19 protein-coding genes, 5 pseudogenes and 1 other annotated feature are annotated in these 18,664 nt (G+C 53.7%); of the genes and pseudogenes, 10 read left to right on the forward strand and 14 right to left on the reverse strand.

Annotated features, from left to right (window positions below; translation table 11 throughout):
- Nucleotides 1-149: 149 nt before the first annotated feature.
- The 6 genes and pseudogenes from SM763_RS21810 to SM763_RS21835 form a co-directional block, all read right to left on the reverse strand.
- Nucleotides 150-209, reverse strand: a pseudogene (locus SM763_RS21810) (hypothetical protein); the annotation flags it as partial.
- Nucleotides 210-222: 13 nt separating this feature from the next.
- Entirely contained in the window at nucleotides 223-744 is a 522-nt protein-coding gene (locus tag SM763_RS21815) for an ImmA/IrrE family metallo-endopeptidase (RefSeq protein ID WP_027246202.1), read from the reverse strand.
- Nucleotides 741-1,121, reverse strand: a complete 381-nt coding sequence (locus SM763_RS21820; protein WP_200796230.1) for a helix-turn-helix domain-containing protein — start codon at nucleotides 1,119-1,121, stop codon at nucleotides 741-743. The genes SM763_RS21815 and SM763_RS21820 overlap by 4 nt, the downstream gene beginning before the upstream one ends.
- Before the next feature lie 420 nt (nucleotides 1,122-1,541).
- Nucleotides 1,542-2,252 (reverse strand): IS6 family transposase, encoded by a 711-nt coding sequence (locus tag SM763_RS21825; RefSeq protein WP_008335478.1) that lies wholly within the window; start codon nucleotides 2,250-2,252, stop codon nucleotides 1,542-1,544.
- 9 nt (nucleotides 2,253-2,261) lie between these two features.
- Nucleotides 2,262-2,423 (reverse strand): IS3 family transposase, encoded by a 162-nt coding sequence (locus SM763_RS21830; protein WP_368999755.1) that lies wholly within the window; start codon nucleotides 2,421-2,423, stop codon nucleotides 2,262-2,264.
- Between the two features lie 69 nt (nucleotides 2,424-2,492).
- Nucleotides 2,493-2,609, reverse strand: a sequence feature (AL1L pseudoknot).
- Entirely contained in the window at nucleotides 2,564-2,752 is a 189-nt protein-coding gene (locus tag SM763_RS21835; RefSeq protein WP_368999760.1) for a hypothetical protein, read from the reverse strand. (Overlaps the previous feature by 46 nt.)
- Before the next feature lie 614 nt (nucleotides 2,753-3,366).
- Between SM763_RS21835 and SM763_RS21840 the strand changes: the two genes are divergently transcribed.
- The 9 genes from SM763_RS21840 to SM763_RS21880 all read left to right on the forward strand — a co-directional run bounded on the left by SM763_RS21840 (nucleotide 3,367) and on the right by SM763_RS21880 (nucleotide 11,396).
- The gene (locus SM763_RS21840) at nucleotides 3,367-4,365 is read left to right on the forward strand and encodes a TAXI family TRAP transporter solute-binding subunit (protein WP_368999756.1); all 999 of its coding nucleotides are present in this window, start codon (nucleotides 3,367-3,369) and stop codon (nucleotides 4,363-4,365) included.
- 71 nt (nucleotides 4,366-4,436) lie between these two features.
- Nucleotides 4,437-6,383 carry a TRAP transporter permease gene (locus SM763_RS21845; protein WP_368999757.1) on the forward strand — a complete coding sequence of 649 codons (1,947 nt, stop codon included), beginning with the start codon at nucleotides 4,437-4,439 and terminating at the stop codon, nucleotides 6,381-6,383.
- Nucleotides 6,380-7,756: an aromatic ring-hydroxylating oxygenase subunit alpha gene (locus tag SM763_RS21850; protein ID WP_243614859.1), complete on the forward strand. Its 1,377-nt coding sequence runs from the start codon at nucleotides 6,380-6,382 to the stop codon at nucleotides 7,754-7,756. Before SM763_RS21845 ends, SM763_RS21850 begins: the two co-directional genes overlap by 4 nt.
- Complete coding sequence (locus SM763_RS21855) at nucleotides 7,753-8,574, forward strand: SDR family NAD(P)-dependent oxidoreductase (RefSeq protein WP_368999758.1); 822 nt, start codon at nucleotides 7,753-7,755, stop codon at nucleotides 8,572-8,574. Before SM763_RS21850 ends, SM763_RS21855 begins: the two co-directional genes overlap by 4 nt.
- Nucleotides 8,567-9,136: a 3-phenylpropionate/cinnamic acid dioxygenase subunit beta gene (locus SM763_RS21860; protein WP_243614721.1), complete on the forward strand. Its 570-nt coding sequence runs from the start codon at nucleotides 8,567-8,569 to the stop codon at nucleotides 9,134-9,136. Before SM763_RS21855 ends, SM763_RS21860 begins: the two co-directional genes overlap by 8 nt.
- A gap of 19 nt (nucleotides 9,137-9,155) precedes the next feature.
- The gene (locus tag SM763_RS21865) at nucleotides 9,156-9,353 is read left to right on the forward strand and encodes a hypothetical protein (RefSeq protein ID WP_243614722.1); all 198 of its coding nucleotides are present in this window, start codon (nucleotides 9,156-9,158) and stop codon (nucleotides 9,351-9,353) included.
- A gap of 19 nt (nucleotides 9,354-9,372) precedes the next feature.
- Complete coding sequence (locus SM763_RS21870) at nucleotides 9,373-9,792, forward strand: hypothetical protein (protein ID WP_243614723.1); 420 nt, start codon at nucleotides 9,373-9,375, stop codon at nucleotides 9,790-9,792.
- Nucleotides 9,793-9,797: 5 nt separating this feature from the next.
- Nucleotides 9,798-11,033 (forward strand): NAD(P)/FAD-dependent oxidoreductase, encoded by a 1,236-nt coding sequence (locus SM763_RS21875; protein WP_279391860.1) that lies wholly within the window; start codon nucleotides 9,798-9,800, stop codon nucleotides 11,031-11,033.
- A gap of 42 nt (nucleotides 11,034-11,075) precedes the next feature.
- Nucleotides 11,076-11,396, forward strand: coding sequence for a 2Fe-2S iron-sulfur cluster-binding protein (locus SM763_RS21880; protein WP_243614725.1), 321 nt, complete (start codon nucleotides 11,076-11,078; stop codon nucleotides 11,394-11,396).
- Here SM763_RS21880 and SM763_RS21885 read toward each other — a convergent pair.
- From SM763_RS21885 to SM763_RS21900, 4 genes and pseudogenes are all read right to left on the reverse strand, one after another.
- Complete coding sequence (locus tag SM763_RS21885) at nucleotides 11,393-11,869, reverse strand: MarR family transcriptional regulator (protein WP_243614726.1); 477 nt, start codon at nucleotides 11,867-11,869, stop codon at nucleotides 11,393-11,395. The genes SM763_RS21880 and SM763_RS21885 overlap by 4 nt on opposite strands.
- A gap of 188 nt (nucleotides 11,870-12,057) precedes the next feature.
- Nucleotides 12,058-13,216: pseudogene (locus SM763_RS21890) on the reverse strand (IS3 family transposase).
- Nucleotides 13,217-13,284: 68 nt separating this feature from the next.
- Nucleotides 13,285-13,442, reverse strand: a pseudogene (locus SM763_RS21895) (integrase core domain-containing protein); the annotation flags it as partial.
- 265 nt (nucleotides 13,443-13,707) lie between these two features.
- On the reverse strand, nucleotides 13,708-14,532 hold the full coding sequence (locus SM763_RS21900; RefSeq protein WP_008335508.1) for a universal stress protein: 825 nt from the start codon (nucleotides 14,530-14,532) through the stop codon (nucleotides 13,708-13,710).
- A 292-nt stretch (nucleotides 14,533-14,824) separates the two neighbouring features.
- On the opposite strand from SM763_RS21900, the pseudogene SM763_RS21905 reads away from it, so the two are divergent.
- Nucleotides 14,825-14,929, forward strand: a pseudogene (locus SM763_RS21905) (transposase); the annotation flags it as partial.
- Between the two features lie 34 nt (nucleotides 14,930-14,963).
- Here the strand turns inward: SM763_RS21905 and SM763_RS21910 are convergent.
- The 4 genes and pseudogenes from SM763_RS21910 to SM763_RS21925 all read right to left on the reverse strand — a co-directional run bounded on the left by SM763_RS21910 (nucleotide 14,964) and on the right by SM763_RS21925 (nucleotide 18,659).
- Nucleotides 14,964-16,064: pseudogene (locus tag SM763_RS21910) on the reverse strand (IS3 family transposase).
- 184 nt (nucleotides 16,065-16,248) lie between these two features.
- Entirely contained in the window at nucleotides 16,249-17,184 is a 936-nt protein-coding gene (locus SM763_RS21915; RefSeq protein ID WP_027246166.1) for a DMT family transporter, read from the reverse strand.
- A 27-nt stretch (nucleotides 17,185-17,211) separates the two neighbouring features.
- Nucleotides 17,212-17,652: a hypothetical protein gene (locus SM763_RS21920; RefSeq protein ID WP_008335528.1), complete on the reverse strand. Its 441-nt coding sequence runs from the start codon at nucleotides 17,650-17,652 to the stop codon at nucleotides 17,212-17,214.
- Nucleotides 17,653-17,666: 14 nt separating this feature from the next.
- On the reverse strand, nucleotides 17,667-18,659 hold the full coding sequence (locus SM763_RS21925; protein WP_027246167.1) for an ABC transporter substrate-binding protein: 993 nt from the start codon (nucleotides 18,657-18,659) through the stop codon (nucleotides 17,667-17,669).
- Nucleotides 18,660-18,664: the final 5 nt, after the last annotated feature.

An 18,664-nucleotide genomic window follows, 5' to 3' on the forward strand; every position in this document is an offset into this window, starting at 1 on the left:
ATGCGGTGGTCGCCCAAAGGGGCTCACCGAGTAGCCGTCACAAGGGCCGCAGTTCTCGATGGTCGGCTGACCGTCGCAAACAGAAAACGCGCCGCATGACCCCCATGTTCTGTCCACTCCCTGTCTGTTCTGACGGCTGCAAATTGAACGATCTGATCGAAACCAGCGTGCAAACCAGTAGTTTCAGTGTCAAAAAATATGAACGACATGTGGCCACCAAAATCACATGAGGTTGGCCAGCCGGTATTTCATTGCAGACACGCTGACCCGAAATTTCTTGGCGAGCTTCTCGACCTTGGCCTCATCATCCAAATCCAAGCCCTCTTTGCCACAAGCATCCAGCAGTAGTTGGTGAGGCATTAGAAGTTCCGACGCGAATGTATTCGCTTCGACCTCCAACGGGTCTGTGCCTTGCGAAGATACTTGATCGCGCCTCAATGCCCGCAACCCCTTGGAAAGGTGAACTTCGCCATGCAGTCTTTCCTCATGCAATACGTGATGAGCCAGCTCATGCGCCGCCGAAAACCTTTGTCGATTGGGATGGTGCAAAGCGTTTACCCCGATCATCGAAACGCCGTCTTGGCTATAGGCCATACCCGATAAGTCCTCATCCAGAGGCGCGTAATCAAGCACTATGTTCCGGCTCTTGATAATGCGCTCTACGGGAACTGGCGCTCGTTGAATATTGTGCTCTTCAAGTATTCTGCGCGCCGCCGTGATTGCTCGTTCTTTGTCCGCACTCATCGTCCGGTACTCTGCTTCGCGCCCTGTTTCAAAGCGTTGCGGATGAGTTGCTCTACACCTGCCTTGCTGGCCTCAGACAGTTTCTCGCTAGTACGCATTTGCGGTTCTTCCTCCCTATTCTGACCAATACTCAGAGGAGGTAGCAGGTCAGATAACGAAGACACTTCGAGTGCGTTGGCTATCGAATAAAGGTGATGGAGGCCAACATTCTGCTGACCGCGCTCTATGTTCGCAATCGACGCACGCGAGAGCCCCGTTTTCTGAGCGAGCTCCAATTGGGTCATGTTGCCTTGCTGCTTCCTTCTGGTCGCCACTGCACGACCGAACGCCCTGTGTATCAGTTCCCTTGACATGCGCTCCGTTACCATTTTTGTCATTGCCGTGTCAATATCTCAAACATCATGTTTGTATTTTAAACATTTCATTCTGTCGTTGTGCTTGTATTGACAACACGCGGTTAACCATCCATCCTAAGTATGACCAACAAGAATCGGGCACTGGAAACGAAAGGGGCAGATCATGGCAAACCAGGGAAAAGGTGGCGGCGGATACCGCAGCGCGAAGTCGGGTCGCTACGTCACGAAGACATACGGGAAATCGCATCCACGGACGACTATCCTAGAGGCGCCCGGAAAGAGTGGGTCCACGGGCGGGAGCTACCGAAGCGCTGTAAGTGGTCGTTTTGTGACGGCGAAGTACGGGAAGGCCAACCCGAAAACTACTGTGCGCGAAAGATAGCAATCTCGGGCATTGCCAACTTATTTGCACCCGGCTGAATGCGGCCTGCTCCGCGCCCGTCATGCGGTCATCTCGAGTGCGTAGCCGTTCCAAAGATCAAAGGCATCGGATCGGGCGTGGCGGTACGATGTGGCGGTAAGACGATAGCGGCGGGGACGGAAGAACATGTTGATCTGGTCATGTGCGTCCAGAAATCTCTGAGCCTGTCCGGGTGACTTGAACCGCCCCATGAGTTTCTCTCGCTTGCGGGTTGGCCGATGGGATCCTTCGATCCGGTTGTTCAAGCCCTTGTGCGCCCGATGATCAGCATTCGCCACGAGGTTGCGGATCGGCCTGATGTAACTGCGCAGCTTGTCGGTGATCACGACCCGCGGCGCGCCAAACCGGTCGATCAGCCGCTTCAAGAACCGGCTGGCGGCCTTTGCATTACGTTGCTTTTGCACGAGAATGTCGAGCACATTCCCATTCGCGTCGACTGCCCGCCAAAGCCAGAACTTCACGCCATTGATCGGAACAACGACTTCATCCAAGTGCCATTTGTCACTGGCGCCCGGCCTGTCGCGCTTGATGCAATCGGCGAAATGGCGGCCAAACCGGTTCACCCAGTTCCGGACGGTTTCCCGGCTGACCATCACGCCGCGTTCGGCCAGCAGATCCTCGACATCTGCCGTGCTCAGCGCAAACCGATGGTAAGCCCAGACGGCATAGGAGATGATCTCGCGGGGAAAACGAAAGCCCTTCAGGCGTCGAATTGTCGGCACGGTTTTCATGATGACCGCCTATCCCGACGGAACCCCGTGATCAACTTGGCAATGCCGCCACGCTACCGTGCATCTGGCTACATCGAAACCGTCCCGGCGCAGCTGGTGCCAAACCTTTCGAACGCCGTAGACCTTGTAGTTCTGTTCCCGGACACACTCGATCTCGAGCTTCAAGTCCATTTCCCGCTTCGCCCGAGCCGGCAGCAGATCTGCGTTCGGCCTCTTGGCCGTGCGGTCGTAGAACGTGGACTAGGCAATCGGCAGGGGCTTGTAGATCGGCCCGACCCCGATGGTGTCACATTGCTCTTCGATAAAGGCGATCATGTCTTGGACCGGCGGTCGAGCTCCGCCTGTGCAAAATATGCTGACGCCTTCGGCAGGATCTCGTTGACTTGCTTCAGTTCGCGATTCTCGCGTTCCAAGGCCTTCAATTTCACGGCCATTTCGGTCGTGATACCGGCGCGGTCTCCGCGATCAACTTCGGCCTTCTTGACCCGCTCGTTCAGCATCTGGGCTGCGCAACCGATCTTCGAGGAAATCGATAGGATCACCGCCAGCGGCTCTCATGCTGCCCTGCGATGTCCAAAACCATGCGAACAGCGCGTTCGCGTACTTCCGGTGAATATTTGTACGTCGTCTTGCTCATGATGCTCCATCCTACTCAGGACTTGGAGCCTCCGGCAAACCCGGTTCGGTTCAATCCTCAAACATGTGATGTGGCTCCTTAGAGCTGGCTTAAAGGCCAAATCATTGTACACTAAGCTGGCGCAGGGGCCGCCCACAGCATCAGGTCAGTTCGGAGGTTGTGGAGTTGCAAACCGGCCTGTTTGCAATTCCCACTTTAGATGGCCGATCCGAATCGCCCCACAATCCAGCACGTAGTCTCATCTGTGGCTAGAAGCCAACCGATGCTTGGGCTTCTTGATGCACTTACGCTCGACCCACCCGCACCTTCACGTAGCTTTATGTTTTTAAGCTATTTTTGAGACTTTCTCTACGTCGCAGTGCCCGGCCTTCTCAAATTTTTAGTCAACTTGTTGACTACTTGTCCAATAATCGACTAGTCCTCAAAGGGAGGACAATGTTTTGAAAATTTGCTCAAGCATTCTAAGGGAGGAAACGCATGAAAACTCTGAGAAACACCGTGGCAGCACTGTCGCTTCTTGCTTCTATCGCGGCAGCACCTGCAAACGCCGAACTTCGAAGCATCACCATTGGCACCAATCCTGCAGGTTCCACTTTTTTCCTGATCGGGGGCGGTTTCGCCAAGATGTTCCAGGAAGAGCTTGGCATTCGATCAACGGCGCAACCCCAAGTGGGTTCGTCAGTCTACCTGCCATATATCAACAATGGAGAAATGACACTGGGTCTTTCTTCGTCCATGGATGCAGGCTTAGCCTACACGGGCGAGGGGTTCCCGGCTTCAAACCCCAATCTTCGTACACTCGGCCGTATTTGGATTCTGCCCTACGCGTATATTGCGGCTCGAGATTCCGGAATTACGCGAATGGAAGACCTGGCCGGAAAGAGGGTCATGGGAAACATGCCGACCAACGTGGCCCTGACCTTAGTGAACAAGGCCATGCTGGAAAGTGCCGGCCTGACAACGGACGATGTTGTTTTTGCAAATTCCGGTGGATTACTTGATGGTATCAATGCCGTCGTGGAAGGACGCGCTGATGCAGCACCCGTCGCCGTCACGATGCCTGACCTGATTGAAGCCAATAGTGCTGCGAAAGGTGGAATCGTAGTTATCACGAATGGCGCAAAGGCCAGCGAAGGTTTCTATGAACAGCTTGTCCCTGGAACACGTCTGGGCGTCACCAAGCCCGTTCCCGCCCGTCCATTTGTGACCGAAGAAACCAGTATCGTAAATTATGACACGCTGCTTGTCACAAGCACATCATTGTCAGACGAGGACGCCTATACGCTCACTCGCACGCTTCATGAAAACTGGGAGCAATTGAAGAAAGACTACCCGCCCCTCCGAGGCGTTGCCCTGAATGATCTGGCTCTCGCCGAGTCAACCATTCCTTACCATCCCGGTGCGGTTCGATATTATCAAGAAATCGGTTTGTGGACCGACCAACATGATGCGAACCAGGCGCGCGTGTCGCGCTGATTATCCTGAGAAATCACTGAAACCTTTGACCCCGCCGTGACATTGGCGGCGGGGATTTGGAAACGCGCGCGATGAAAAAAATTAACAACCATCTGCTCAACATCTACGTCGCGCTGCTCTGCGTGATAGCGATAGGCTGGGTAATGAACGTGCAGGACTACTTGGGCCTGTCACTTGTCACGCAGCAGGTGATTGCCATAGCTGCAGGACTTGCCATTGGTATCGCCTTTCTTAAACACCCATATTCCAAACGCAGTGCGGGTATCGATTTTACACTTGCCCTGATTTCTAGTGGAAGCTGGCTCTGGTATGCACTGAACTTCGAAAGCTGGATGCTTTTGCTAGCTTATCGCACGCCAGATATGTGGATTCCAGGCATTGTGGCCATAGTACTAATGATGGAGGCTCTACGCAAGTCCGGCGGTATGATTATCGCGTCATTGGTAATCTGTATCGTCGCCTATGGTTTTGTCGGACATTTTCTGCCTGGCGTCCTGCGTGCCGAGGTGTATCCGCCAACTAAGACGGTGCTTTATCTTTATGCGGATAGTAGCGGCATTCCGGGAATTGTGCTGAGAATTATCATCAATCTAGTAATTCCTTTCATTCTATTTGGAAAAATGATGGAAATTGCTGGAGGAATGACTTTCTTCACGAATTCGGCAATGCGAATGCTAGGACGGTGGCGTGGCGGGCCGGCAAAGGGTGCATCGTTTGCATCCGCCGCGTTTGGCATGCTGTCAGGATCGACAGTAGCAAATATCTTGTCCACAGGCATCGTAACCATACCACTTATGAAGAAGACAGGCTTCCGACCTTATCAGGCGGGCGCGATCGAAGCTGTCGCATCAAATGGCGGGCAGATCATGCCACCGGTAATGGGGGCAACCGCTTTCATTATCGCGGAGTTCCTACAACTGCCCTACAGTTCCGTAGTGCTCGCGGCAATTACACCCGCTCTACTCTACTATATTGTCCTGTTCGTGAAGATTGATGCGATTGCCGCTTGTGAAAACATCCGCGGACTATCGTCGGAGGATCTACCGCGTAAAGAGGATGTCTATAACGGTAGCTGGGTTTTCGTTCTGCCGCTACTCCTAATGATCGTGCTGATGTTCGGAATGGGTTATGATCCAGGAAAATCTGCGGTAATTGTTTCTGGGGCCGTGCTGGTCGCATATGCTATTCGCAACCGTTTCCGAATTAAGGCAACTGATCTCTGGGCCGTCATCAAAGGCACAGGAAGCGATTCTATTCCTGTCATCCTTATCGGTGCGGGAGCAGGTGCTGTAATCGGCGTGATGAACTCTTCCGGTTTCGCTTTCCAACTGACTCTCATGCTTACACATTTGGCAGAACAGTATGGTATGTTTGCGATGCTATTGATGGCCGCTCTGGTGTCCATCGTGCTTGGAATGGGAATGCCGACCGTTGCTGTTTATGTAGTACTTGTAACAATCGTGGCACCTTCCGTTATTGAGCTTGGCGTTGACCCTTTGGGAGCACACCTGTTTCTATTTTACTTCGGGTTGATGAGCATGATTACGCCACCCATTGCAATGGGTAGCATCGTGGCGGCGCAAGTAGCGGGCGCAAGCATCTGGACAACCGGGTTCTACGGACTGAGGCTTGGGATCAGCGCCTATTTGTTGCCGTTTCTTTGGATTTACAATCCCGCGCTCCTACTAAACGGCTCTACGATTGAAATCATCATCGTCCTTGCCAACTGTGCCGCTGCGGTAATGCTACTCCGGTCTTCCATGTTGCCGAGTCCATTTAGCAGACTTCCAAACTGGGTGTTCGCGGTGCTTGCGGTTGCACTGGCAATTTTCTGCGGCGGCGCGACGGTTTGGTTTGGATCCACAAGTCTGACTGCGCTTGGAGTTTCCGTCTTCGGCCTTGCGCCACTGCTCCCAGGTCTTCGGCTCTCAGATGTGGCCGACTCCATGAATTCATCAACTCCCGAAACGCTAGACACCCATCGCGGTGCCCGTCTTGAAAAAGAGGATAACCAATGAAACACAATCTCGAAATTTCCGGCCAAACAAACCTCGAAGAGGGAGTAGTTGACCGGGAGGTTTTTGTTAGCGAAGACATCTACCAGCAAGAAATTGAAACGCTTTTCACACGAGCCTGGCTCTTCGTCGGCCATGAAAGCCAAATTCCTAATCCCGGAGATTTCTTTACTTCACGAATGGGTGAAGAATCTGTGATCCTTGTGCGGGACAAGGCTGGCGTGATTCATGTCTTTCTTAACTCCTGCCGCCACAGAGGAATGAAGGTTTGCCGTTATGATCAAGGCAACACCTCTCTTTTCACATGTCCGTATCATGCTTGGACGTATGCAACCGACGGAAAAGTACGCGGTATTCCGCAGTACCAAGAACTTTATGCCGGGGTATTGGATCGAGAAAAATGGTCCTTGATCGAAGTTCCGAGAATGGTCAACTACAAAGGCACAATCTGGGCATCGTGGGATGAAAACGCGCCGGAATTCGAGACCTATCTAGGCGATGCGAAGGTTCATTTGGATCAAGCATTGGATTGCCGTGACGGACGCCCTGGCGGATCAGAAGTCATTGGTGTGCACAAATGGGTGTTCCCTTCGAATTGGAAACTTGCCTCCGAAAATTTCCTTGGCGACTCGTATCATAACCCAAGCCACCGATCGGTTGACCTCATTGGAATTGGACCTTCGGCACGGACGGGAGCAAAGGGTCGACGCGACAACGAGTTAGAGTTGGCTAAGCACGTTTGGATTAGTTTCGCGGCCGGTCACGGTGTTCATTCGGCGGTGCAGGCGGCTGGGGCTGAATATATTGCGCAATTTGCGAATGATCCCGAAATTGAGGAGTACTTCCGGCATTGTCACAACGAACGCAACGCGCGGCTTGGCGATAATGCTCGGTTGTTGCCGTTTACCGGCACGATATTTCCAAACACCTCATATCATGGTCGGCAACCACGGAACCTATGCGTATGGCACCCGCATGGCACCACCGAGACCGAGGGCTGGCGCTTCTTCCTTGTTGATGCAGACGCGCCAGCTAAGGTAAAGGATTTTCTGAGGCGTTTCTACATGCGCTATTCCGGTCCTGCTGGGATGACCGAGCAAGACGATATGGAAAACTGGCTTTACGCAACACGCGCCAGTGTCGGCACGATCGCGCGGCGCTATCCATTCAACTACCAACTGGCGCGGAATCAAGCGGAGCTTCACCCGGAAGTTAATGGGCTGACAGTGCGCGGACGCGTGACGACAAAGATGACCGAACACATGGCGCGTGGTTATTACCGGCGTTGGCGTTCTTATCTGGATGGTGCTGATTGGGACGAGTTACTGGGGCAGAACGATCCTCGCTTCTCGAACGCAAAAGAGGCTGAAGAATGAGTTCTGGCGCGGTTATCGTTTCCGGCGGCACCTTCGGCTTGGGGCGTGAAATCTCGTTGCGCTTGGCCGAGGCGGGCTACCCAGTGACGGCTTTCGGCCTCGAAACGCCGCAGATCTCTAGCATTGCAGGAAATTCCATTCCTGCTCTGCGCAGTGAGGCAGAAAGCCGGGGACTGGACCTGCATGCAGTGGAGGCTGATGTCACTTCCGAGGCAGATGTTGCGCGGATCGTTGAAACCACCATCGCAAGGCACGGAAGGATTCACGGAATAGTCAACAATGCCGCCATAGGACCTTTGGGCACCGTCATGGATACCGACCCAGGAATTTGGGACAAAATCATGGCAGTGAACCTGAGAGGGCCATTCCTGATGTCTCGTGCGGTGATCCCTCATTTCGTTAGCAATGGTGGCGGCTGTATTGTCAATGTTGGATCTGGAGCGGGTTGGGGCAAAGCTAACATGGCAGCTTATGCCACATCTAAAGGCGGCATTATCGCAATGTCCGCGTCAATGGCTCTAGACCATTTTTACGACCGGGTCCGGGTTAACACCGTCATCCCGGGTGGCGGAGGTATCGTTGCTGGAATGAGTCTAGGGCGGGTTGGGGGCGACATATCCCGGCTTGGCCCCGGCGCGGTCGGGACCGTGGCGGGGCGAGTGACGACGGGCACAGATTTGGGCAATGCGATCGCCTGGCTTATGTCGCCGGAAGCTGAAGCCATAAGCGGAACTATCATAGATGTTGGCTGCTTTGCCCATCAAGGATCATCAGTCCCGCTCAAACGCACTAAAATTGAGGAGAAATCCAATGGATAATGTTGCCATTAGCTCGCCAACCCTTGACCGAAACGATGCCTATTTTCGGCTCCGTGGGGAAGTAGAAGAGCTTTTCTATGACGAAGCATCAATGCTTGACGAACGCCGTTTCGATGAATGGTTGGAGCTCATGCATGAAGACGTAGTCTATTTCATGCCGATGCGTCGGAACGTAAAGTTTGGCATGCACGATGAGCGAGAAAATACCCGGGTTGATGAGGGTATCAGTTGGTTCAATGAAGACAAATGGACGCTTCGCAAACGGGTGGAACAGATCTTGACCGGTGTTCATTATGCCGAAGAACCGCTTTCACGGATCGCCCATTTGATCACGAATGTTCAGATTCGATCCACTGTTCCAGAGATCGAAAACGCCTCTGAGATCAGGACGAGTTGTCGTTTTCATGTCTATCAGAATCGAGTCGAGCACGAACACTACAGCTTTGTCGGTCGTCGTTACGATACTTTAGTTCGTGTGAACGGGGCACTGAAGATTCGCGAACGCAAGATCATCCTTGATCAGAACGTACTACTTGCGAAGTGCCTGACAGCGTTCTTCTAATACATAAGGAAACTAATCAATGAGCAATAAAGGCAATGTCGATATCGGGATCGGCGTAAACCTTATGGACGTAACCGAAGCCCAGACACTGCGCTTGAAAGACGGGCGGATTGGCACGGTGACTGAAAACATGGGTGACGGTCAGTGGGTGGAAATGCGTTTTCAAGACGACGATGTTGAGCTCATCCATAGCCAAGAAATAGACGCGATCATATGACGCGCCATAGGATTGAACCATGCTGAGAATGCGTTATATGCCGTGCGATTTTCACCCCTTGTTACTTATCTTGGGGGCCGCTGATGAGTTGCAGAGATTCTCCGAATTGCTGTTACGCTTCGCTGAGAGTGGACAATCCGTAGAACTGACATCTGAAGGCGTATTTTCAGAAGATACGCAGGTTGTTCTACATGAACTCGGCACAGCGAGAAACGAACGGCAAGGTCTATGGGTGGCAGAATTCGGAGTGCGTCCGGTACTCGAGTGGTGCCTAACACGGGAAACCGCAAAGAATTTTGCAAGTGAGGTTTTAAAGACAGCGAACGGGCAAAGCCTGGCTGGGTCATCGACGCTTGAATGCGAGGTTTTGAACGAGATTCGTGTAAAGGTGTCATTTGGAGAGTTTGAGGAGCAATTCCTTCTTGGGGATATTTGGTAACGACAATGCAAAATGATGGATGCGGTAAAAAGGTCGTAATCGTCGGCGCTGGCCAGGCGGGAGTGTCTATGGCATTTCGCCTGCGTCAAAAAGGATATCGCGGCTCTATTACAATGATCGGCGACGAAGTCTGGCCGCCATATCAGCGCCCTCCGCTCTCTAAGAAATATCTAACCGGAGAACTTGCACGTGATCGGCTTTCTCTGAAGCCGGCTGAAACTTATGAAGAGAACGGTATTGAGCTTTTGCTTGATCGACGTGTTGCTAGGGTCGATCGTGCGGCCAGGAGAGTTTTTTTTGACGGGAACGATGACAATAGCCTTGACTATGAAACGTTGATATTTGCCACTGGAGGAAGACCCCGGCAACCTGACGATCTAGGCGATACTTTGCCGGAGAATATATTCACATTGCGGGCTATCAGCGATGCGGACGCAATGCGCGAGCGCCTTGCGCCTGGTAAGCATCTGCTGGTTGTTGGTGGTGGGTATATTGGTCTGGAACTCGCAGCTGTGGCACGGAAGCGTGGGCTGAAGGTGACTTTACTGGAACAAGCGCCGCGTATTTTGGGCCGCGTCGCGTGTTCACAAACAGCTGACTATTTCCGACACTTGCACACTGAAAATGGTGTCACCCTCCGCGAGGGGGTTTCGATTGAAAGCTTCGAAGGACCGGAACAGCGACCATCATTCGTAAAATTGACTGAGGGCGACGAAGTTTCCTTTGATGTTGCCGTGTTCGGTATCGGTTTGCTGCCCAATGATACAATTGCACGTGAAGCAGGCCTTGAGTGTGCCGGTGGTATTATCGTCGACGGTTGGGGACGAACCTCAGATCCCGATATTCGCGCCGCTGGTGATTGTGCCCGGTTACCGTACCGGGGCGACATGATTCGCCTAGAATCCGTTCACAACGCCATCGCTCAAGCCGAACACATTGCTGATGACATCGTGTGCCCTGGTGGGCCCAGCTATGCGCCCGTGCCATGGTTCTGGTCAGATCAATACGACTGCAAGCTCCAGATCGCGGGCCTCAACCTTGGATATACCAAAGTTGTGACTCGACCGGGGACTAAACCTGGAGCTTTCTCCAATTGGTATTTCAAGGGTGAAGAAATGATCGCGTGTGATGCAATAAACGACGCCCGATCCTTTATGATGGCAAAGCGTTGGTTGGCCGTTGCTCACCGTCCCTGCCCCGAGTTGATCTGCGATCCCTCGTGGGACCTCGCCAAATTCTGAGCCTAGCCGGAGGCTAGGAACCTATTCGACCGAGGAGAAAAGATGGTCAAAATTATCTATGTTGAAGCCGATGGAACCGAACGTGCGGTAGATGTGGCTGAGGGGCATTCCGTCATGGAAGGTGCCGTGTCTAATGGTGTCCACGGGATCGTAGCAGAATGCGGAGGGGCCTGTTCCTGTGCGACTTGTCATGCCTACATTGACGTCAGTTGGCTTGAAAAAACAGGTTTGGCCGAAGGTGACGAAGCAGACATGCTTGAATTCGCACACGAACCAAAACCAACCTCTCGCTTGATTTGTCAGATTGAAGTAACTAGCGACTTAGAAGGACTACGAATTGAGATTCCGGATGAACAGGCTTAACGACCATTGTCATTGAGCTGTGAAAGCATGTTCAACAAATGCAGAAGCTGCGTCGCATTCTCTTCGCCAAAGTGCCCAATAATCCCCTGCGCGATCTTTTCAGATTTTGGGCGAAGATTTTCGACAAAATCTTTTCCGGAAGGCGTCAAGCTAGCTTTGAAAGACCGCAAGTCATCTGGATCTTTCTCAGTGTAGATTAGTTCGCGCTCCGTAAGGGCGCGGACTATCCTTGTCATGCTCACTTTATGGATACACGACTTTTGCGATAGTTCGTTCAATGACAAGGGAGCAAAATCCGATATGATGCGTATAACGCGCCACTGCTGCTCTGTCAAACCAGCATCCTTTAGTAGGTCTGTGAAGTGGCTGACAACAGCATGACGTCCCCTAGTACATGCAATTGCCAAGGATCTTTCTGAATATGGAATATCGAAAGGGAATGTTTCTCTTGCCACCGTTTTTGCCTCTGTCACGCCAGTTTCCAACATTATCACCACGAATGATATTTCTCAAACTGAAGATACGAACCGAATACTTTTATCAACACACAAAGTATATGAGGCATCAAGACACACTTGGTGTGACCTTCCCCCTGCTGGTCCTCGTTCATGACGAGAGTCTGTGGGTTTGATTTTTGACCTGCCCCCTGCCGGTCCCTCATTCATAACAAGAGTCTGCAGGTCGGATTTGGGTAAACGGCTTCGCCGTCTGGCGCAAGCGCGCCGGGCGCGGAGCCCTCAAATTGCTCAAGCGTCCGGCGCGCTTGCTGCGGTGTCTGGTTGGCCAGGGACGAGTGTGGTCTGACCGTATTGTAGTCGTAGCGCCAGAGGGCCAGCTTACGCCGCGCATCTTCCAGGGTGTCGAATATTTCCTCGTTCAGCAGCTCGTCCCTGAGGCTGCCGTTAAAGCTTTCGATGAACGCATTCTGCTGCGGCTTGCCCGGATCGATGTAATGCCACGGCACCTCGTTCTGATCTGCCCACTTCAGCATGGCCCGACTGGTGAACTCCGTCCCATTGTCACTGACAATGCAGCCGGGCTTACCGTAGATCCGGATCAGAGCGCTGAGCTCCCGGGCGCCCCGTGCGCCGGACAGGCTCGTGTCTGCTACATGGCACAAACACTCGCGCGTGCAGTCGTCGATCACCGCCAGAATCCGGAACTTCCGCGAGGTGCCGAAGCTGTCGGACACGAAGTCCAGGGACCACCGCGCATTGGGTTGTCCCGCGATCGGCATCGGCGTCCTCGTCCCACGTGCGCGCTTGCGACCGCGCCGCCTTTTCACGGACAGCCCTTCCTCGCGGTAGATGCGATACAGCTCTTGTGGTTCATGGTCATGCCCTTGCGCTCCAGCAGCAAGCCGATCCGGCGGTAACCGAACCTGCGCCGCTTACCGGCGATCTCCTGCATCTCCTTGCGTATCTCGGCATAGTCCGGCGGGCGTTCACGCCGAACTGTTTTGGGATCGACACCGACCAGCCGACACGCCCGGCGCTGCGAGATCTCATGATCCCGCATCACCCGGAGCGCTGCCTCTCACCGCTTGATCAATGTCGTCAGTTCTTTCCCAAAAGATCTTTCAACACGACATTATCCAGCATGGTGTCCGCCAGCAGGCGTTTGAGCTTGGCGTTCTCATCCTCAAGCGCTTTCAGCCTTGCAGCCTCGGACACTTCCATCCCGCCATACTTGGCCTTCAGTTTGTAGAACGTAGCGGTGCTCAGGCCATGCCTGCGGCATACCTCGACCGTCGGCATTCCGGCCTCCTGCTCTTTGATCATCCCAATGATTTGCGCCTCGGTGAAACGGCTCTTTCGCATGTGTCTGCTCCTTCAGAGTTGGCGCAGACTCTACATCACGGTGAGGGATTTCGCGGGGGGCAGGTCATGTCGAATATCTCCTCATTCAGAAGTTCGTCACGCAGGCTGCCGTTGAATGACTTGATGAACGCATTCTGTCGTGGCTTGCCGGGGTCAATGTAGTGCAGGGAATGGCATTGTGGTCGGCCCATCTCAGGATGGCCCGGCTGGTGAACTCCGTTCCGTTACACCTTCGGAATAGCGCTGATTGAAGGCTATGATTGCCTGCGGAGCCCACAGATTGCGCAGTAGGCGATCATAGCCGGGTTTCAGGTCCCTACAGTGGTTTTGCACAAACTACACCGCAAGGCAGACCGACCATGGCCGGTAACAGTATTGCACAGGCCGAGCCCGTTTTGGCGGTGATTGATATTGCCATGCCCCGCCACGAAGTTTTGACAACTATTCCCGGCAGGAAGCGACACCAATCCTCAACATACCTCGCCAGGGTACTAGTGAGACATAAAAACCGGAACTTTACTGGTCCTCGTTACCTCATGCGTGACACCACCAAAAAGGTCTTGAGAGAACTTGCTATGTTCGTACGCCCCCATCACGATTAACTTTGCGTCCAGTTCTCTGGCCGTCTCTTGAATAACCTCGGCGATACCGCCCTTGCTTTTTGGACGGATAACATGCTCTGCGTCGACATTATGACGCTTCAGATGCGTCAAGATATCCGCCCCCTCCGGCATTTTCGGAAAGCTAGACCCAACACTTAGTATTGTCACCCGACGCGGCTTTTCCTCGAGGATCGTCATTGCATCGTTGAGCGCCCGGGCCGCAGAACGCTTTCCGTCCCATGCGACAAGTGCATGCGATGCAAGCTGATCCGTAGAATATCCATTCGGAACCACAAGAACGGGTCGGCCGCTCTGCAATGAGATCATATCCGGGCTGACGACCCGAAACTCATCTGTTGGTAGGTTGGAATGATAGCCGGTAACGACAAAATCGAAATTTCGCGCCAGCTCTGGCAAGTTCATTTTGCCAATCTCATTCGGCATAATAAAGCGGGACCGCTCTGCAAGGCCTGCCTCGGCAGCCGCCTGTTGGAACAGATCACGTGCTGCTGCAATTTTCTCGTTTCTTGCACTGCCAAGCTTGTCGAGAAGATCTTCTGTCAAACCAAGAACATGCTCGAAATACGAGGATGCGTTCCCATAGACACAAGTCAGCCATGCATCGTGCTTTGCGGCGATTTTTGCCGCGTGCTTAACGCTGCTTGGGAAGCCTGCGCTACCGGAATGTGCAATAAGGATGTTCTTGATGCTCATTTTATCCTCACAATTCGAACTTCATAGGCAAACTAGCAATCACAATCTTAGAAGTCTATGATTTTATGAGGAACAGTACACGCCCTGCATCCCGACAAAGAAAAGACTGGGCAAGCAAGCTGCCCAGTCCCCTGGTGATACAAGCCCTACATTCCGCTTCATGAGGAGTGCAGGATGCTTGATCACCCTTTCTTGTTCGCTTCAATCTCGTCGAGGAACGGAATGTCTGACCTGAGACCCGTTTCCTCCTCCGTTTTGAGGTAGAATCCGTCCCAACGAAGGAGACGGAAGAATGAAGCGATCACGGTTCAACGAAGAACAGATCATCGCGATCCTGAAGAAGCAGGAGAGCGACATTTCGAAGGCGGTTGTGTGCCGAGAGCATGGGATCAGTTCATGATCAGCCCCACCTGCGTGGTCCGGTTTGATTGTTAGTGCATGACCGGTCTCGGGTCCATCAGAGCGATGGTTTCCGGGGCGGGTGGGCGATATCAAGGCACTATGTGGTCGTTTGGTATTGTAGTGTTTCCTCCATTGCTCGATCAGGATTTCCGCTTCCCGAAAGCCGTAGAAGACTTCTCCCGTGAGCAGTTCATCGCGGAACCTGGCATTGAAGCTTTCGCAGTAGCCGTTCTCCCAAGGTGACCCGGGCGCGATGTAGGCAGTCTTGGCGTCGGCGGCCCTGATCCAATCCTGAACGGCCTGAGCCACGAACCCCGGGCCGTTGTCAGACCGGATGTAAGACGGCACACCCCGCATGATGAACAGGTCGCTCAAGGCATCGATCACGTCATCCGAGTTCAGCTTGCGCTTCACCTTGATCGCTAGGCATTCCCGGCTATGCTCGTCCAGGATGTTGAGCGTCCGGCAGTGGACAAAGTCATAGCTCCAGACGTGGTTGCGATACTCAGGGCGCAGCCGGACACGGGATCCGTCATTCAGCCAGAGCCGTCCCTTCTTCGGTTGCTTCATTGGCACCTACAGCCCCTCTCGCCGCCATACGCGCTCGACCCGCTTGTCGTTCGCCTCCCAGCCCGCATGTCTCAGAAAAGCGGCGATCCGACGATAGCCGTAGCGGCCATACTGCCGCGCCAGTTCGATCATGTCCGCGACCAGACGCTCCTCATCGGCACGGCCATGCGGCACTTTCCTCTGTGTGGATCGGTGCTGCCCCAGGACACGGCAGGCGCGTCTCTCTGACAGATGGAACCGGGTGCGGACGTGATCGATGCAGGCACGGCAGCGAGCGGGGCTCAGAAGTTTTCCTTTGGCGCCTCCGCCAGGATCAGCTTGTCCAACGTCAGATCCGAGACGGGTTTTCTCAACCGTTCGTTCTCTTTCTGGAGGCGCTTCAGTTCCCTGAGCCGGTCGGTTCCCATACCCCCGTACTGCTTGCGCCAGCGATAATAAGTCTGCTCTGTAATGCGAACCTTGCGGATCGCATCCACCCGGGACATGCCTTGCCCGACAAGCACTTCAACCTGCCGCAGCTTCGTGACATTCTCTTCCGGCTTGTGTCTCTTCGTAGCCATTCTGATCCTCCATTTTCCTAAACATAACGGCGGACCACTTCAGTGTGCGAGGATCAATGCAGGCGGCCCGCCTTGCAACAAATCAAGCATCCCAGGGATTTGACGAAGACGAACTTACCGTCTTCTTTGCGGCGATGGACAAGCTGATCAGCAACCTTTCACATAGCTGACCGTCCCTCGGCGTTCACTCAAGCGTCGGAGCAATCGCAAGGATGATGACCCCCGTCGCAGCCAGAGCAGCCGCAATGTAGAACCTGGGGCCAGGCCGTCTTTCGGTTTTGAAGATATGCCCAGCAAGCCAGGCTGCAAAGAACATCTCGATAGATGACATGATGGCAACGACGGTCACACTGGTGAACATCAACGAGAAAAACAGTGCGACTTGTCCGATTGTCATCGCACCACCAGCCAGCAATTGCCACCCGCTTGGCTTATGCAACCTCCATGAAAGCCCTACCCGGCCACGCAATCGAAAAAGCCCCCACCCAACGAACCATACCAATCCCGTCAACGCACCAATGAACACCCCGGCCAGCGGATCAGGCAAGGTCTGCATCGCGAGTTTGCGCGCTACGAAGGAGCCACCATAACCCGCAGCAGAGCCAAGCGCCAAAACCCGACCCTTGGTCCTGTCCTGTGGCGAAGGTTCCGTAGAGACCAGGGTCGATACCGCCTTGGCGGACTTGCGAGTCATCATGATCAACACGCCACCTGTCACCAGAATAAACGCAATCACAATAGAAGTCGTAATCACCTCTCCAAGCAGGAGAAATGCGAAAATCGCTGCAAAAACAGGAATCAGACGCCGGATGAAGCCTGTCTCGATCGCGCCAGCCAGCTCCACCGACCGAAACAACGTCAGGCGGCCAACCACATTCCCCAGAACACCCGCCAGCACAAAATAGGCCACCCCGATCAGTACGGGCTGGCTAACAGAAGGCAGCTCTGGCCCCCAAACCAGCCAAAGGGCACCGGAAACGAAACCTGTCATCAACACTGACAGCAGAACATCATTCCCGCGCCCTTGGGCGGATTGAGAGCTTTTGGCAATTGCGACCGAGCTAAGCGCATAACAAAACGCACCAAACGCGGCCATCAGACCACCAAAGCCAGCAGTCATTGGTCTAATCGGGCAACAAGAGCGGCGCTATTCATCCGCGACAAGCTGATCCAGGAAGCGTTCTGCCGACATGATTTCACGCATGGGCAGCTTTTCCTGCTGCTGCATAAGCTCTGTCGTGTATGTCAGCCCCTTGCCATCCCAGAACCACCAGTAAATGATCTCGCCCTTCTTATCCCGAATGGGCATTCTGAAAATTGGGAACTCCCTTTCAGCACGGGGAATTTCAACCGTACCCACCCGGGCGTGTTTCAGCCCGAGCTTTTTCAGAACACCACTCAAAGGCACCATCGCGATGGGCGAGGCCTCGCGTGCCAGAACGGTTACAGCTTCGGGCCGTTTCTGGAATGGGCCTTTCAAGAACTTCACGACCGGGGGATAGCTGGGATGCGTATGCGTAAGCTGCACATAAGCCAAACCAGCAGATGTTTCGATCTCAACAATGTCGCCAGGTTGATAATCTTCCATTCTCGGCATTCCTCTTACAGGCTATAGGCTTCCAGGGTCGACGGATGGAACAGCTCTTCGATCTCCACACGGCGCGGCGACAAGCCCTGGCTTACGTGGTAGTCCAAAAACTTGTTGAGCACATGCGCATTTCCACTGACGCCATAGCTCCAAGGGTCATCCCCCATCAGCGCGTGGACACGGTTGAGATTGTCCTCCACGAAGGGCATCGTCACCTTGGTGGCAGATGTGTCCGAAAGGGCCTCTTCGGCCAACCGTTTTGACTGCGTAAATGCCTTGAGCAATGCCGCGGGCAAGAACGGGTATTCTTCTGCCAGGCTCCGGCGTACGCCCAGTACGTGCATGATCGGGAAGATTTTGGTTTTCTCGAAGTAATATTCCGCCGCTGTAATGCTGTCTGCGAACAGTCGCCCAACATGCGGATGACGTTCAGCAAAGCAACGCGGCCAGCGCGGCCCGATAAAGCCATCAATTTCACCCGCTTCAAGCATGCTGTTCAGCGTGCTACCTTCTGGGGCTTCCTCCATACGAATGTCATCGGGCAACTGAACCTTGATTTTTTCAGGCCGGCCGGGTGTGTCCATGCCGCCGCGCACCCAGATGATATCCGAGGGCTTAACGCCATATTCCTCTTCCAGGATACCACGCACCCAAACGTTAGCTGAAAGCTGATATTCGGCGATACCGATACGTTTGCCCTTCAGGTCTTCTGGTTTGTTAATCCCTTTGTCCGTGCGGATATAGACAGAGGTGTGACGGAACGCACGGCTCAGGAAGACCGGGATTGCCACATAATGCGGATTCCCTCGGGCAACCGAAATCGAATAGGACGACAGCGAGATCTCGCTGATATCGAAAGCCTCGTGGCGGAACGCGCGAAAGAACATTTCTTCCGGCGACAACAGCATCGGAACCGGGTCTACTCCGTCGATCTGAACACGCCCATCCACGATTGCCCGTGTGCGGTCATAGTTACCCATTGCAAGGGAAAGTTTGAGATTGCTCATCCTGT

It is taken from the genome of Pseudophaeobacter sp. C1-32P7, from assembly GCF_041008775.1.
Classification (GTDB): Bacteria; Pseudomonadota; Alphaproteobacteria; order Rhodobacterales; family Rhodobacteraceae; genus Phycobacter; species Phycobacter gallaeciensis_A.

What these genes read in the sequence shown, in the direction of transcription:
- SM763_RS21815 (WP_027246202.1), bottom strand. Translation starts at nt 744, where the DNA reads ATGAGTGCGGACAAAGAACGAGCAATCACGGCGGCGCGCAGAATACTT.
- SM763_RS21820 (WP_200796230.1), bottom strand. Translation starts at nt 1,121, where the DNA reads ATGACAAAAATGGTAACGGAGCGCATGTCAAGGGAACTGATACACAGG.
- SM763_RS21825 (WP_008335478.1), bottom strand. Translation starts at nt 2,252, where the DNA reads ATGAAAACCGTGCCGACAATTCGACGCCTGAAGGGCTTTCGTTTTCCC.
- SM763_RS21830 (WP_368999755.1), bottom strand. Translation starts at nt 2,423, where the DNA reads ATGGACTTGAAGCTCGAGATCGAGTGTGTCCGGGAACAGAACTACAAG.
- SM763_RS21835 (WP_368999760.1), bottom strand. Translation starts at nt 2,752, where the DNA reads ATGCTGAACGAGCGGGTCAAGAAGGCCGAAGTTGATCGCGGAGACCGC.
- SM763_RS21840 (WP_368999756.1), top strand. Translation starts at nt 3,367, where the DNA reads ATGAAAACTCTGAGAAACACCGTGGCAGCACTGTCGCTTCTTGCTTCT.
- SM763_RS21845 (WP_368999757.1), top strand. Translation starts at nt 4,437, where the DNA reads ATGAAAAAAATTAACAACCATCTGCTCAACATCTACGTCGCGCTGCTC.
- SM763_RS21850 (WP_243614859.1), top strand. Translation starts at nt 6,380, where the DNA reads ATGAAACACAATCTCGAAATTTCCGGCCAAACAAACCTCGAAGAGGGA.
- SM763_RS21855 (WP_368999758.1), top strand. Translation starts at nt 7,753, where the DNA reads ATGAGTTCTGGCGCGGTTATCGTTTCCGGCGGCACCTTCGGCTTGGGG.
- SM763_RS21860 (WP_243614721.1), top strand. Translation starts at nt 8,567, where the DNA reads ATGGATAATGTTGCCATTAGCTCGCCAACCCTTGACCGAAACGATGCC.
- SM763_RS21865 (WP_243614722.1), top strand. Translation starts at nt 9,156, where the DNA reads ATGAGCAATAAAGGCAATGTCGATATCGGGATCGGCGTAAACCTTATG.
- SM763_RS21870 (WP_243614723.1), top strand. Translation starts at nt 9,373, where the DNA reads ATGCTGAGAATGCGTTATATGCCGTGCGATTTTCACCCCTTGTTACTT.
- SM763_RS21875 (WP_279391860.1), top strand. Translation starts at nt 9,798, where the DNA reads ATGCAAAATGATGGATGCGGTAAAAAGGTCGTAATCGTCGGCGCTGGC.
- SM763_RS21880 (WP_243614725.1), top strand. Translation starts at nt 11,076, where the DNA reads ATGGTCAAAATTATCTATGTTGAAGCCGATGGAACCGAACGTGCGGTA.
- SM763_RS21900 (WP_008335508.1), bottom strand. Translation starts at nt 14,532, where the DNA reads ATGAGCATCAAGAACATCCTTATTGCACATTCCGGTAGCGCAGGCTTC.
- SM763_RS21915 (WP_027246166.1), bottom strand. Translation starts at nt 17,184, where the DNA reads ATGACTGCTGGCTTTGGTGGTCTGATGGCCGCGTTTGGTGCGTTTTGT.
- SM763_RS21920 (WP_008335528.1), bottom strand. Translation starts at nt 17,652, where the DNA reads ATGGAAGATTATCAACCTGGCGACATTGTTGAGATCGAAACATCTGCT.
- SM763_RS21925 (WP_027246167.1), bottom strand. Translation starts at nt 18,659, where the DNA reads ATGAGCAATCTCAAACTTTCCCTTGCAATGGGTAACTATGACCGCACA.